15 protein-coding genes, 2 pseudogenes and 1 riboswitch are annotated in these 12,851 nt (G+C 64.4%); of the genes and pseudogenes, 7 read left to right on the plus strand and 10 right to left on the minus strand.

Features of this window, described 5'->3' with window-relative positions; translation table 11 throughout:
• Positions 1-90: 90 nt before the first annotated feature.
• The 5 genes from CXZ05_RS15935 to CXZ05_RS15955 form a co-directional block, all read right to left on the minus strand.
• Positions 91-741, minus strand: coding sequence for an MBL fold metallo-hydrolase (locus CXZ05_RS15935; RefSeq protein ID WP_102973512.1), 651 nt, complete (start codon positions 739-741; stop codon positions 91-93).
• Positions 742-768: 27 nt separating this feature from the next.
• Positions 769-1,152: a multidrug efflux SMR transporter gene (locus tag CXZ05_RS15940; RefSeq protein WP_102973513.1), complete on the minus strand. Its 384-nt coding sequence runs from the start codon at positions 1,150-1,152 to the stop codon at positions 769-771.
• Positions 1,152-1,475 carry a multidrug efflux SMR transporter gene (locus CXZ05_RS15945; RefSeq protein WP_102973514.1) on the minus strand — a complete coding sequence of 108 codons (324 nt, stop codon included), beginning with the start codon at positions 1,473-1,475 and terminating at the stop codon, positions 1,152-1,154. Before CXZ05_RS15945 ends, CXZ05_RS15940 begins: the two co-directional genes overlap by 1 nt.
• A gap of 9 nt (positions 1,476-1,484) precedes the next feature.
• Positions 1,485-1,551, minus strand: a riboswitch (guanidine-III (ykkC-III) riboswitch).
• Between the two features lie 86 nt (positions 1,552-1,637).
• Positions 1,638-2,168 carry a ferritin gene (locus tag CXZ05_RS15950; protein WP_102973515.1) on the minus strand — a complete coding sequence of 177 codons (531 nt, stop codon included), beginning with the start codon at positions 2,166-2,168 and terminating at the stop codon, positions 1,638-1,640.
• A 43-nt stretch (positions 2,169-2,211) separates the two neighbouring features.
• The gene (locus CXZ05_RS15955) at positions 2,212-2,847 is read right to left on the minus strand and encodes a HutD family protein (RefSeq protein ID WP_102973516.1); all 636 of its coding nucleotides are present in this window, start codon (positions 2,845-2,847) and stop codon (positions 2,212-2,214) included.
• 105 nt (positions 2,848-2,952) lie between these two features.
• On the opposite strand from CXZ05_RS15955, the gene CXZ05_RS15960 reads away from it, so the two are divergent.
• From CXZ05_RS15960 to CXZ05_RS15970, 3 genes are read left to right on the plus strand one after another with little or no spacing between them, the layout of a single operon-like run.
• The gene (locus tag CXZ05_RS15960; RefSeq protein WP_102973517.1) at positions 2,953-3,549 is read left to right on the plus strand and encodes a phosphoribosylanthranilate isomerase; all 597 of its coding nucleotides are present in this window, start codon (positions 2,953-2,955) and stop codon (positions 3,547-3,549) included.
• 41 nt (positions 3,550-3,590) lie between these two features.
• Entirely contained in the window at positions 3,591-4,760 is a 1,170-nt protein-coding gene (locus CXZ05_RS15965) for an MFS transporter (RefSeq protein WP_102973518.1), read from the plus strand.
• 52 nt (positions 4,761-4,812) lie between these two features.
• A complete protein-coding gene (locus tag CXZ05_RS15970) occupies positions 4,813-5,214 on the plus strand; it encodes a YccF domain-containing protein (protein ID WP_102973519.1) in 402 nt (133 codons plus the stop codon).
• Positions 5,215-5,238: 24 nt separating this feature from the next.
• Here the strand turns inward: CXZ05_RS15970 and CXZ05_RS15975 are convergent, their stop codons facing one another.
• On the minus strand, positions 5,239-6,108 hold the full coding sequence (locus CXZ05_RS15975) for a DUF4031 domain-containing protein (RefSeq protein ID WP_102973520.1): 870 nt from the start codon (positions 6,106-6,108) through the stop codon (positions 5,239-5,241).
• Between the two features lie 230 nt (positions 6,109-6,338).
• Here CXZ05_RS15975 and CXZ05_RS15980 point away from each other — a divergent pair, with 230 nt between their 5' ends.
• Complete coding sequence (locus CXZ05_RS15980) at positions 6,339-8,369, plus strand: VCBS repeat-containing protein (protein WP_258006611.1); 2,031 nt, start codon at positions 6,339-6,341, stop codon at positions 8,367-8,369.
• A 582-nt stretch (positions 8,370-8,951) separates the two neighbouring features.
• A complete protein-coding gene (locus tag CXZ05_RS15985) occupies positions 8,952-9,164 on the plus strand; it encodes a hypothetical protein (protein WP_102973522.1) in 213 nt (70 codons plus the stop codon).
• Positions 9,165-9,375: 211 nt separating this feature from the next.
• Here the strand turns inward: CXZ05_RS15985 and CXZ05_RS23710 are convergent.
• From CXZ05_RS23710 to CXZ05_RS23140, 4 genes and pseudogenes are all read right to left on the minus strand, one after another.
• Positions 9,376-9,556 (minus strand): annotated as a pseudogene (locus tag CXZ05_RS23710) (IS110 family transposase); the annotation flags it as partial.
• A gap of 9 nt (positions 9,557-9,565) precedes the next feature.
• Positions 9,566-9,715 carry a hypothetical protein gene (locus tag CXZ05_RS23715; RefSeq protein ID WP_374754665.1) on the minus strand — a complete coding sequence of 50 codons (150 nt, stop codon included), beginning with the start codon at positions 9,713-9,715 and terminating at the stop codon, positions 9,566-9,568.
• Positions 9,673-9,801: a hypothetical protein gene (locus CXZ05_RS23720; protein ID WP_374754666.1), complete on the minus strand. Its 129-nt coding sequence runs from the start codon at positions 9,799-9,801 to the stop codon at positions 9,673-9,675. Before CXZ05_RS23720 ends, CXZ05_RS23715 begins: the two co-directional genes overlap by 43 nt.
• Before the next feature lie 6 nt (positions 9,802-9,807).
• Positions 9,808-10,038, minus strand: a complete 231-nt coding sequence (locus tag CXZ05_RS23140) for a hypothetical protein (protein WP_180987418.1) — start codon at positions 10,036-10,038, stop codon at positions 9,808-9,810.
• On the opposite strand from CXZ05_RS23140, the pseudogene CXZ05_RS23480 reads away from it, so the two are divergent.
• Together CXZ05_RS23480 and CXZ05_RS16000 are read left to right on the plus strand one after the other, a co-directional pair.
• Positions 10,022-10,201, plus strand: a pseudogene (locus tag CXZ05_RS23480) (HNH endonuclease); the annotation flags it as partial. The gene CXZ05_RS23140 and the pseudogene CXZ05_RS23480 overlap by 17 nt on opposite strands.
• Positions 10,202-10,288: 87 nt before the next feature.
• A complete protein-coding gene (locus CXZ05_RS16000) occupies positions 10,289-11,731 on the plus strand; it encodes a P-loop ATPase, Sll1717 family (protein ID WP_102973524.1) in 1,443 nt (480 codons plus the stop codon).
• Positions 11,732-12,851 lie beyond the last annotated feature (1,120 nt).

Raw genomic sequence — 12,851 nt, forward strand, 5'->3', positions numbered from 1 at the left:
CGACACGCAAAAAAATGCCGGCCGCTATGGGAATTCCCGTAGCGGCCGGCATTTTGCGTATCGCAAGAAGCGCCGCTGGGCCGGCGGGGACTACCAGCCGCGGGCGCGCCACTCCTCAAGGTGCGGGCGCTCCGCTCCGAGGGTGGTGGGCTTGCCGTGGCCCGGGTGCACCACGGTGTCGTCCGGATAGACGCCGAAGATCCGCTCGGTGACGTCCGTGAGCAGCTGGTTGAACCGCTCGGGGTCCTTCTGCGTGTTGCCCACACCGCCGGGGAACAGGGAGTCACCGGAGAAGATGTGGGCCGGTCCCTCCGGGTCCTGGTAAACGAGCGCAACCGAGCCGGGGGTGTGGCCGCGCAGGTGGACAGCCGTGACGTCGAACCCGTCGAAGGTTCCCACGTCGCCATGATCCAGCAGCACGTCCACCTTCACAGGCAGGTCCGGGGCGTCGTCGGTGCCGGCAGCGGTCTTGGCTCCGGTGGCTTTAACGAGGCCCGGCAGTGCGCGCACATGGTCCCAGTGCTGGTGCGTGGTGGCGATGAGCGCCAGCTTGGGCTCGCCGGACGTATCCGCCGTGGCATCCGCCAGCAGGCCCTGGATGGCCGGAAGGTCATCGGCGGCGTCAATCAGCAGTTGCGCTCCGGACTCCTTTGCCGTCAGCAGATACACGTTGTTGTCCATGTCGCTGACCGAGATCCGGCGGATGGTGATGTCCCGAAGTGAGTGCATGAGCGTGTCCATGAGCCCAGTCTAGGGATGAGCCCCAGTCTAGGGAGGCGAACCGGCCCCGTGATCGGCCCCGCGCTGACGGGCCCGACCCGCCGGCAGCATCTTGAGCCCGGCCGCGCATCCCACAATGCCCGCGATGAACAGCACCTTGAGCAGGCTGAAGGGCTCGACGCCGGTGGCCATGGCCCAGCCGACCGTCAGCGCCGCTCCGATCCCCACCCAGACGGCGTAGGCGGTGCCAAGCGGGATGTGCTTCACCGCCATGCCCAGGCCCTGCATGCTGAGCGCGGCCGTCACTACGAAAACAACGGTGGGCGCGGGGCGGGTCAGGCCGTCGGACAGCCCAAGTGCCGTGGCCCAGACAGCTTCCAGGAGGGCGGAGGCGAGCAGGATGGTCCAGGCCGTGGCAGGCTTCGCGAGCATCACGCCACCGCCTTCAGGCCAACCACGCACGCGGCGATACCGGCGAGCAGCAGGAGCCGCGCCGCCGTCGGCCGTTCTACTTTGGCGACGATCGCGTAGGCGGAGGTCAGCACCACCCCCACGCCGACCCACACCGCGTAGGCGGTGCCGGTGGGTATGGACTGCATGGCGATGCCGAGGCCTGCCGTGCTGGCCACGACTGCGACGAGGAAAAGGGCCCCGGCCGCGACCCGGCGCCGGCCGGAGGACTGGGACGCCCGGTGCAGCGCTGCCGCCCACACCGCCTCGAGGGCACCGGAAAAAATGAGGATGAACCACGACATGACAGATCCTTTGGCCAGTCTTGTCGCGCGCCGGGTACTGAACCGTCGTCCGGAGGTCCGGGGAAGGGGACCTTGGTTTTCACCCTAGCAACGCGCGACGGCGGCTGCCACCCATGGTGGCAAACCTCACCACCGGCGGACGCACAGGTTGAAGGGTGCAGGTCAGAGGGCGCCGCCGGCCGCTTCCGGTCCTCCGGCGCCGCGGCCGCCGTCGCCGATGGTTTCCCGGGCGACAAAGTTCTCGATGTCGAAGCTGTTGTCCGCCCGTTCGGCGATGTTCAGGAGGGTGGTCATGGAGGCGACCTCCTCCACCTGCTCCTTGAGGAACCAGAGCATGAACTGCTCGCCGAGGGCGTCATCCTCGGCCCTGGCTGCGCGGAACAGGCTCTCGATGCTGCGGGTGACTTCCTTCTCCTGCTGCAGCGCGAGCGCGAGCGGGTCCGTGACAGAGGCGAAGTCGTTGCGGACGGCCGAAACACCCGGGATAGGAACGGAAACGCCGCGGTCCACCATGTACTGCACCATCATCATGGCGTGGTTGCGTTCCTCCACCGACTGCCGGTAGAAGTACCTGGCCAACTGGGGGAGATCCTGGTTGGCGAACCAGACGGCCACGGCAATGTACTGCTGCGAGGCCGCGAATTCGTTGCCGATCTGGAGCAGCAGGAGATCACTGAATTTGGACTTGGTCATGGCACCGAGTCTAGGTTCCGGCACCTCCTGCGGACCAGAGCTGTTAGCTCGCCACGGGATCGATGGACACCACGGCCAGGAACCCGCGGCCCAGGATCTCCGGCGTATGGCTGTCCGAACCCACCACCGAGTCGTAGCGGTTGAGTGCTACGGGCGCGCTGTCCTGCCCGCCGCCGTTGTCCTGCCCGGCATTCCCCGCGCTGACCGCCGCCTGGCCCTGCAGCAGGATGCCCAGTTGGCCCTCGAACACGGGATGGGCGCGCTTCTTGGACAGTTCAACGATCGAGGTGTACGCCTTGAAAGTGCCCTCCCGGGCGATGACGTTGAGGTTGCGGACATCCCCGGTGGGCAGGGCCGAGGAGGAAGCCGCGCCGCCGGGGAAGCGGAAGGGCCGGTACTTTTCGAGCGGGTGCTCGGTCCCGTCCACGGCCAGCAACAGCAGCTCGCCCTCGACCACGGTCAGCACGCGTTCCATCCCCGGGAAGGGGGAATACTCCCCGGCACTGGTGACGTCGGCGATGCTGACCCGCCAGTCCCACGCGCCATCGTCCGATGACGTGGCCCCAGCTGAAGCGGCCCCAGACGAAGCGCTCCCGCGATGGCTGGCCAGCTCGCGGGTGACCCCGCCGCCGTTGCGCCAGGGCTGGGGTTTGAGGTCGGCGAAGCGGATGATCTGCATCAGCCAACCCTATCCGCGCGTTGCCCGCACACTCTCCCCCCGCGTAAAGTCGTCGACGGATCGCTGCGGTCTTGGGCGACGCTTTCAACAACGAGGAGTCGGTGAATGTTCGTCAAAGTCTGCGGCCTGAGCACGCCTGAATCAGTCCGGGAGGCCGTGGAAGCCGGAGCGGACGCCGTCGGCTTTGTCCTGACGGCCAGCCCCCGCGTGGTGTCACCCGCGCAGGTCACCCAGCTCGTGAAGGCCGTGCCGGACGGTGTGGCCGCCGTCGGCGTCTTCCGTTCCGAACCGGCCGCCGACGCGGTGACCATCGCCCGCGCCGCCGGGCTGGGCTGGATCCAGCTTCACGGTGAGCGCACGCCGGATGACGTAAAAACAGCGCACGACGCTGGCATGAAGGTCATCCGCGCCGTCACCATGGGTGCCGCACCGGACGAGTTTGCCAACTGGGGCGAGGAACTGCTGCTTATCGACGCCGCAGTTCCCGGTTCCGGCGAAGCCTGGGACTACGGTTCCGTGCGCGCCAAAGGCCTGGCGGGACGGCAGTGGCTCCTGGCCGGCGGCCTCGATCCCGCCAACGTGTCCCAAGCCGCCCGTGATGCGGGGGCGTGGGGCGTGGACGTCTCCTCCGGCGTCGAACAAAGCAGGGGAGTGAAGGACCTGGCCAAGATCAGGGCCTTCGTGACGGCAGCCAAAGGCTGACCGCCCCGTGACTCGGCCGATGACGTGACTCCGGCGACCCCGTGACACATCCGACGCGCACCCGGACGCCGGCGGCACCTCTCTACGCTGCCGGATTCGTGACCGCGTTCGGCGCGCACAGCATTGCCGCCGGCATGGGCGCCCAGAGCGGCAACATCGGCCTGACCCTCCTGAACCTGGGAATCCTGCTGGCCGTCTACGACATCTCCGAAGTGTTCCTCAAGCCGGTCTTTGGCGCGTTGAGCGACCGAATCGGCGCCAAGCCGGTCATCGTCGGCGGACTCATCGGCTTCGCCGCGCTGTCCCTGATCGGCCTGTGGGCCGCGGATCCGCTGCTGCTGGGCCTTGCCCGCCTGGGCCAGGGCGCCGCCGCCTCGGCGTTCTCGCCGGCGTCCTCAGCGATGGTGGCCCGGCTCTCGGCCGGGAAGAACGCCGGGACCTTCTTCGGCAGGTACGGGTCCTGGAAGAGCCTCGGATATGTGATCGGACCCCTGCTCGGTGCCGGGCTGATCGCCGCCGGCGGCTTTGCCCTGCTGTTCGGCGCTCTGTCCGCGCTTGCTGCGGCCACCGCCGTGTGGGTTCTGCTCGCCGTGCCGCATCTGCAGCCGCTCCCGCGCCAGCGCTACACCGTGCTGGACCTGGGCCGGCAGGTTGCGGAGCGCAGGTTCCTGGTGCCCACCCTGGTGCTGGCGGCATCGATGGCGGCCATGGGGGCGGCTATCGGTTTCCTCCCGGCCCTGGCCGTGCAGCACGGCCTTGATCCGGTGGCTGGCACGGCCGCCGTCAGTGTGCTGGCCGTCGCCTCCCTGCTGGTCCAGCCGCGGATCGGAGCGATGCGCGACCTGCACCGCATCGGCGACGCCGGCGGAATGCGCACGGGCCTGTTGCTCACCGCCGCCGGGGTCGCCCTGGTGGCCGCCGCCCCGGGGCCGGTCACCATCTTCATCGCCGCGGCGGTCATTGGCGCCGGCGTCGGCGCGGCCACGCCGCTGGGCTTTGCACATTTGGCCGACAGCACGCCGAAGGACAGGATGGGACGGACCATGGGCTCGGCCGAGCTGGGACGTGAACTCGGCGATGCCGGCGGCCCGCTCCTGGTGGGAGCCGTCGCGACCGCCGCCTCGCTCCCGCTGGGCCTGGGACTCCTCGCGCTGCTGGTCGCGGCCGCCGGGGTCCCGCGCCTCAGCTCCAGGCTGAAGGTTAAGGGTTAGTTCAGGGCACATCCCGAGGTGCTTCAGCCCTCCGGCCCGGCAGAATGGACGGATGAAGACAATCCTGAACATCATCTGGCTGGTTTTCGGCGGTTTCTGGCTGGCGCTGGGCTACTTCGCCGCCGGCATCATCTGCTGCCTGCTCATCGTAACCATCCCCTGGGGCATCGCCTCCTTCCGGATCGCGTCCTACACCCTGTGGCCCTTCGGGCGGATGGTGGTGGACAAGCCGGGCGGAAACGGCGTGTTCTCGCTCGTCGGCAACGTGATCTGGCTGCTGGTGGCCGGCATCTGGATCGCCGTTGGGCACGTGGTCACGGCGTTCGCCATGGCCATCACCATCATCGGCATCCCACTGGCCATCGCCAACCTGAAGCTGATCCCGGTTTCCCTCATGCCACTGGGCAAGCAGATCGTACCCACCGACAGGCCATTCATCACGGCCTACCGCTAACCCAGAGGCAGTTCGGCGGCGCCGTCAGGCCAGCTCGTCCTGCAGGTTCCGCCGGGCGGCCTCCAGCCACAGGCTGCGGGCGCGTTCGGTGTGGAAGAGGGGGTCCAGCGCCAGCAACTGGCGGACGACGGCGGCCCTGCCGGCCGCAAAGTCGGCGTCGCCGATGTGCGCATAGTCTTCCCGGACGGCCGCCACATACCGGGCGTAAGGCTCCGGTTCGCCGCCGAGAACTGACAGGTCGGCGTCGCAGAGGAGGGCGCCGTCGTCGTCCCCGGCCTCCGGCCGGTGATCCGAGGTGAGCCGGACCAGCCGCGCCACCTCTTCGACGTCGGCTTCCGGCAGTCCGGCCTGGCTGAGCCTGAGTTCGGCTAGCCGGGCGGATTCCTCCTCATCCTGGCCCGCCACTCCCCGGTAGACGGCGTCGTGGAACCATGCCGCCAGCAGCACGGTGCGCGCCGGCCGGGCGGGTGCGGTGAGCAGGTCCAGGGCCTCCAGCACGGCGAGCAGGTGGGTGCAGCCGTGGTACCTGCGGTGGCTCTCGCTCCATCGGTCCAGCAGGTCCAGGAACAGGGCGTCATGGCCCGGCAGCACCATGTTCCAGCGGTTGAGCAGGGGAGTCTTGAGGGACTTCGTGCGGCTGCGCGCGGGGATCCGGAGCCCGCTGGCAATGAGTTTCCGCACGAGGACCCGTGCCTCAACCGGGATGGCACCGGCGGCCACCAGACCGTCATAGCGGCGCTGCGGCACGTCATAGTGGTCGCCGTCGAATGCCCGCTCAGGGATGCCCGCCGCAGCAGCGAAGGCGTGCAGTTCGGCCAGGGAAGTGTCCGAAATCAGATGCGAAAAAAGTGTTTCATGGGCAGGCCAAAGCGGCGGATCGAGGTAGACGGCCATGGGGGAGAGTCTAGTCCGATGCCGGTTCCAACGATTCTGTTACCCCCAATAACTGGGGCTAGCTCAAGAATCCCCAAGCTTTTTACAAGTTGTCGCGTCGACCATGTTCCGAGGGGGAGTGCACGCAAGTTGCCAGGACCGCAGTAGCAGGCGCTTCGATGTCTCCGATTCAGCCCGGAAGGTTGCTCGGAACTGGCATAGGCAGACAACTTCGATGAGTGGTGAGGCTAGTGAGCATCCCTATACAGGCCGACGTTCAACTCCGGGAAGCAACGTTGCTGGGCAATACATTCTTTCACGTTGGCAGGCGTGGCAGGAGCCGGTCACGCGGGTCGCGGAATCTGGGCCTCACCGCACTGCTGGCAGCGCTCCTGCTTGCGCTGACTGCTCTGGTGGTGCCGGTTACGGCCGCTGCAGCTGATGTGGGAGTGCAGGATTTCTCGCATACGGGGACCGGGACGCCCACGGGTACAAAGCGGCAGACGAATGCGTTGTGGTTCAACGACGGGATCTGGTGGGGGAACCTGTGGGACACTGCCAGCTCGGATTTCCACATCTTCCGGTTCAATGCCGCCACCAACTCGTGGGTCAATACGGGTGTGGCGACGGAGACGCAGGCGAACACTCATCATGACGTGCTGTGGGACGGGACGACGCTGTTTGTGGCGAGCTATCGGTTCGTCAATGACGGCCTGCCCTTTGAGCCGAACTTCCCGTCGACCATGCGGCGTTACAGCTACAACTCCAGTACGAAGACGTACACGCTGCTGGGCTCTGCAAGAATCCACAACAATAAGGTCGAGACCATGTCCATCGACAAGGACTCGACTGGTCGGGTATGGGCCACCTGGCAGCAGGGGAACCGGATCTTTCTGAACGTCACCACTGACGGGACTGGCACGACCTGGGGGGCGCCGTTCGCGCATCCTGCGTCGTTGAGCAACGTGTCTGTGGACGACACCTCGGCTGTGATCGCGTTCGGCGGAGCCGGCAACGGCAAGATGGGTGTGATGTGGAGCCGGCAGCTCGGTGACGCCACCGACGGCATGTACTGGAGCTTCCACGTCGATGGGGCCTCGAACTCCACCTGGTCCACTCCTGTGGCGGCGGTGAAGGGGCTGCGCACCGGTGATGACCATATGAACCTGAAGTGGCTGGACTCATCGGGTGGCCGGGTCTTCGCCGCAACTAAGACCTCGAACACGTCGGCGTCCCTGCCGCTGATCCAGCTGTTGGTATTGAATGACACGACATCAACATGGTCAGCGCACACGATCGCGACCGTGTCGGAGTGCCCGAACCGGGTGATCGTCATGATTGACGAGGCTGCGCAGAAGCTGCGTACCTTCGCTACCTATCCGAAGCCGAGTGGCACGACGAACGCTGGTGTCTGCACCAGCTCCGGTGGTGCGGTCTACGAGAAGTCCACGCCGCTGAGCAACATCAACTTCACCACCACGAAGAAGGCCCGCATCGTGGACGCCAACCAGTATGTGCACAACGTAACGTCGACGAAGCAGAACCTCAACAGTGCGGCCTGGGGCACGGCCAACAGCGGTCTGCTGGTGCTCGCCGATGTGAACGCCACAAGCCGGTACTGGCACTACTACGACTCCACCGGCGGTGGTGGCGGTGGTGGTGATACGACCGCTCCGATCGTTTCGCATGACTTCAACGGCGACGGGCGTGCTGACCTGCTTGCCCGGGATTCCAGCGGAGTGCTCTGGTCCCACCTGGGCAATGGCACCGGCAGCTTCCCGACGAGGATCCGGGTCGGTGCAGGGTGGAACATTATGAATGCGATCAGCGCCGCCGGTGACCTCACCGGTGACGGACGCGCAGACCTGGTAGCCCGGGATTCCAGTGGTGTGCTGTGGGCCTACCGCGGCAACGGCAACGGTATTTTCCCGACGAGGATCCGGGTCGGTGCAGGGTGGAACATCATGAATGCGATCAGCGCCGCCGGCGACCTCACCCGTGACGGACGCGCAGACCTGGTAGCCCGGGATTCCAGTGGTGTGCTGTGGACCTACCGCGGCAACGGCAACGGCACCTTCCCGACGAGGATCCGGGTCGGTGCAGGGTGGAACATCATGAATGCGATCAGTGCCGCCGGTGACCTCACCGGTGACGGACGCGAAGACCTAGTCGCCAGGGACACGAGTGGAGTGCTGTGGACCTACCGCGGCAACGGTGCAGGCGCCTTCCCAACCAGGCTCAGGGCCGGGGCAGGCTGGAACATCATGAATGCACTGAGCTAAAGACCTGAACCGGACTGACCAGCAACGAGGGCACTGCCTTCGTAACATCCGTTACGGAGGCGGTGCCCTCAGGTCTGTTGGAGATGTGTTCCTGGTCGGTGTCTTAGTGCGGCGTGTGCTGGCGGCGGAACCGTTCGATGATCATGACTAGCCGTTGTTGGTCGGTCCGATCAGAAGGGAGCTTGGGCTGAACTGATCCCTTCAGACGCGGTAACGGGTGCAAGGACGTCCCAGCAGCGCAGCACCTGCGATGGCGAGCGAGCCGCCCTGGGCCGCGAGGAGGGACACGGCCCCGCAGGCGTCCCCACGAGAACGGTCCGCCCGTTCTGCCAGCCTGGCATGACAGTCTGCGCGACAACATCGTCGTACGGGTGCTCGGGGCACAGTTCCAGGACACGATCGATCCCCTCGCCAAGTCCGGCGAACTCGCCGCGCAGCCGCTCCCGCGGACTCCCCGGACGGCAAATGCACTATCGCGCCTGCGGCAACCCGGTAGACCATAAAGGCCTCTACCTCGTCCAAGCGGAGACTGTAGAGCCCGGTCGATGCTGTCAGTGAGAAGAACCGGTTCCGGGAGTGGGCATGCAGCGGTTCGGTCACGATAAAGGCCGCAGCACGCATGCCCAGACGGGGCAAGAATTCCTCCTCAGGACCGAACTCCCGGGCACGCACCTTGGAATGGATGCCGTCGGCGCCGACGAACAAGTCCGCGTCGAGCGTGCCGTGCGGCGGATCTCCGACGGCGACCTCACGCCGTCGTCATCCCTTCATGCCCGGAAAACCTGCGCCCCGTAGCGGAGCGGACCAGCGCTCGGCCCCGGAGGCCCAGTCGTCGAGGGCAGCGAGGGCTGCTCGCTCCGTATCGGGGCGCAGCAGGCTCAGGACGGCAGCTCAGGCCGGCAACGACCACCTCAGGTGGCCAGGCCTCGGAGATTCGGAAAGCAACCGGTATCGATTCAGCATCGTGCTGCGACGCGAGCCGAGACGGTCAAGCAGCAGGGCGCGCTTAGTGAACGGGTAGAGGCGTGTAGGTGGTTCCGTCGCGGAGCATGGCCCAGACGGCGGGCCAGGGAGGGCATGGCTTGGATGTGGGTTTTTCCTTCGGTGCGTTTGCGATCGTAGTAGGCCCGTGAGGCGGGGCAGCTCTTCAAACCCGAGAGCCCGGAAAGATAGAACACGCGGAGGAGCCGGCGGTCCTAGCACACCGGGGGCGGTGGTGGTTGCCAGTGGATCCTCCTGGAATCCCTGGGTGCGGGAGCGAGTCCGGCGACGCCGGCGAACCGGTCCACCGTTTCAAAGACGGTCAGATCTCCACCGGGGGCGCCGAGGAACTCGGCGGCGAGGATGGGTCCGAATCCGGCATGCTCAGCCGGGTCTGCCTGTGCCGGTGTTCGGTCACCTTCTCGCTGATCAGCGCATCGAGCTCGGCCATGTTTCTTCAGCCCCACGTGAAGCCAGGTCTCTCCGTCCGGCGGATCCCGTCCGGCGTCCGGTGTTTGGTCAGCAGCAACACGGCTACCTTTGAATGGCTGTAGTCAAAGGCCCGCTCCAGCGCCGGGAAGTATTCGAGCAGCTGGGCCTGCAGGCGGTTGGTCGTCCGGACCCGGTCCACGGATTTGTCCGCCCGCCGGGAGGTGAGGATCCGCAGCCAGGTATGGATCCTCGACATCGGCCGCACCACCCGCATCTTCCCGCCCCACATCCGCAAAGCCCTCAACGCCAGAGACCAAGGCTGCGCCTTCTCCAACTTCACCATCCCCGAATCCTGGTGCGAAGCCCACTACATCACCTACTGGTCCCGCGGCGGACCCACCAGCACCGACAACGGGACAAATTGCGAATCTAACCTCTTGGTCGCTTGCGCGGCAACACCCACGAAAATCTGTGGATGTCTTGTCACTGTCTGACATGATCGGTAGATGGCGACGCTTGAAGATATGGGATTACAGCTGAGGGACTTGGATTTCGGTGGGATCGATGCTGAATCTGACACGGGGCTCCAGAGATATTTTGTGACGACTCCCTACGTGGAGTCGGCTCTGAGAGGAAAGCGCCGACACTTTCTGGGACGAAAAGGCAGCGGAAAGTCGGCTCTTTTTCGACAGGTTCCCCTTCTCGTAACTCAGAGCGCGGAGCCTGACGCCGTCGTTCTTTCGCTGACACCTAACCAGTACGCGTGGGGAGCTTTGCGCGACTACCGGGAGCAAGGAATCTCAGAAGAACAAGCGCAAACTGATGCCTGGAAGCTGACGCTCGCTGTCGAGATCGCTGGTGCAGTGCTCGTCGCCGACAGAGTTTGGGCGCCCGGCACCGCTGACTCGCTCTCCAAGGTCCGTAAATTTCTGACAGACAACTATGGCAGCGTGAATCCAGGCATTCTCGGAACTGCAAAATCAATCGTGAAAGGTCTGACGTCCTTTAATCTCAGCGCCTTTGGTTTCGGGGCCGGAGTTACGCGCCGCATTGATGAGAAGCAACCACTGACTCCGGCCATCGCCGCTCAAATTATGGCTGCCCTGGCTCCGGCCATTCGTGAAGAAGGAGTCGTCGTAGCGATAGACCGCCTAGACGACTCGTGGGACGGTAGCCCATCGTCGGCCTCTTTGATGATCGGACTTCTCAAGGCATCAAAGGACTTGAATGATGAGTTTCCTCGTATTGGATACGATCGAGGGCTCCGCATCCTTACATTCATTCGCTCCGACATCTATGACAGCCTGAAGTTCGATGACAAGGACAAGCACAGGTCTCTTGAAGAACCAATTCAATGGACGCCAGAGCTATTGAATGAGATGGTCGATCGCCGTCTGCCGGACGGTCTTACCACGCGTGAATTGTTCGAAGAGGGCGAAATGCGGGGTTCGATATCTCCTTTCAACTACTTGGTAAAGAGAACCTTCCTTCGTCCCCGGGAGGTGCTTCAGTTCCTGGACGAGTGCATCCGGGTAGCTGGGGGAGGCGCCCTGTTTATCTCGAAGGACGATATTAGAACCGCCGAAGAGCGATATAGCGCTTGGAAAGTCAGTGATCTCAAGCAGGAGTACTCTAAGGCATTTCCTGACTTCGAAAAGTTGCTTGAGAGCCTTCGTCAAGAAGTGCACCGTTATGAAACTTTGGATGAACTTTCTGCCTTACTTGAGCGAAAAGTCCCAGATCTCGTATCTGAATATGGAACACGGTCTCTACTCGAGAAATTACTGGAGTTCTCTGTGATTGGTGTGCGGCTAGCGGATGCGGGTTCTACGCGCTTCAAAGCAGAAGACAGCAGCCTTGCGTTGCCCGACTCGGGCGCAGCCTATGTTCATCAGAGTTTGTTCAAGGGACTCAGCATTCGCGAGACACGCCGCGCAGCGGCGTCTTGACTTGAAATAGCAACATAACTCGGGGACTAGATCAGGCACATATCGCCGTCTACGTCCGTGACCGCGGCAATGCCTTTCTTTCGTGCTGCCGTCGCGCAGCGTTTGCACCCGGTCAGTGCGAACCACGTTCGCGACGGTCCGGATGTCGCGACGCCGCAGAACGAAACGTGAGGATCATCCAGCAGCGCGAGGTGAGGTAGGGTGCCGCCCTAGGTGTCGACTATCAAGATGTCTGGTCCGTGTTCGCCGCTTCGTTGGTGGCTTGTGGTCATGCGCTCAGGGTAGCGCGTCAACGGTGGCAAGGGACGCAGCGCCCGGAGGACGCTCAGCGTCCGAGGACGAACGGTCCCGCGGCAGGTAGTGACAACCGTGTAATTCATATGGCAAGATGGGCGCATTGCAGGACCCGGCAGGACCAACTCAGGGCCGGTATTGATACTTAGCAGGTGGCCTTCCTGAGGGGCCGAACAGCGTGGTAGGCCCGCGTCCATAAGAAATGCTCACGGTTAAACGACAGAGTTGGGCCCGCCGGAGCGAGACCGGATGCTGAGGCCCCTGTCGAAAATCATCTTCTGTTTTCTTTTCTCAGTGGACCTTGGCGATTCCTTGTCGGTTTCGTTCTCTTGGGGTCCTTATGTCTACGTCACCTGTCAGCACTTCTCTTGGCCGGCTCATCGCCGCGGATGCCGGCTGGTTCTTCTCGCTGTATCCGGATGCCGGCGAGGGTGGCGGTGGGTTTCGGTCGTCATACAAACCGAACCGCGCGTTCGTGGCAAAAGGCTCTGCTGCCGATCCTGAACGGGCAGCTGCGGAGGCCGGGAGACGCGCCGGGTCAAAACTTCGCCGCTACTGCGCAGCAAACCGGCTCAACCGTCTTGGCACAGTCACGTATGCAAAGTCCTGCCATGATCCCCAGGAATTGCGTTCCCATCTTGGCGCATTTTTTCGGGATCTCCGGTCTGAACTTGGCGGCTCTCCACTGCCTTACACTTGGGTTCCAGAATGGCATAAGACAGATCATGAATATTGGCTCTTGAAGGGTCCATGTGTGGGGCGGGTTAGCGCCGGGGTCCGGGCCCACGATTTGCGCTGTTCAGCGCCGGTGTTGGTGTGGTTGAGC

The organism is Arthrobacter sp. AFG20 (assembly GCF_002892795.1).
Classification (GTDB): Bacteria; Actinomycetota; Actinomycetes; order Actinomycetales; family Micrococcaceae; genus Arthrobacter.